The sequence below is a fragment of the Sulfitobacter sp. HI0027 genome, from assembly GCF_001634775.1.
In the GTDB taxonomy this organism is placed as follows: domain Bacteria; phylum Pseudomonadota; class Alphaproteobacteria; order Rhodobacterales; family Rhodobacteraceae; genus Sulfitobacter.
This window is the reverse complement of sequence record NZ_LWER01000188.1, coordinates 1-244: the sequence shown is the minus strand read 5'-3', so window position 1 is coordinate 244 and position 244 is coordinate 1. Positions and strand designations below refer to the sequence as shown.

Sequence of the window (244 nt, the reverse complement as noted above, 5' to 3'; positions counted from 1 at the left end):
CGCCTTTCATGTCGTGCGCTTGACCCGGCAGTAATAGAAAACGGACTAGGTTGCCCAGGGCGTCGACCAACGCAACGATTTTGGTCGTTAATCCTCCCCGCGAACGTCCGATAGCCTGAGCTTGAGTCCCCCTTTTGCGCCGGCCGCCTTTTGGTGAACCTGAACGATAGTGCCGTCGATGAGTGCGTATTCAAGGTCGGGATCGCCACTCATCGCGTTGAAAAGACGCTCGAATACGCCGGCG

Annotated in this window: 1 pseudogene; it reads right to left on the bottom strand. The window is 57.4% G+C overall.

Annotation, left to right across the window (positions count from 1 at the left end):
* Positions 1-244, bottom strand: a pseudogene (locus tag A3722_RS23320) (IS5/IS1182 family transposase); the annotation flags it as partial.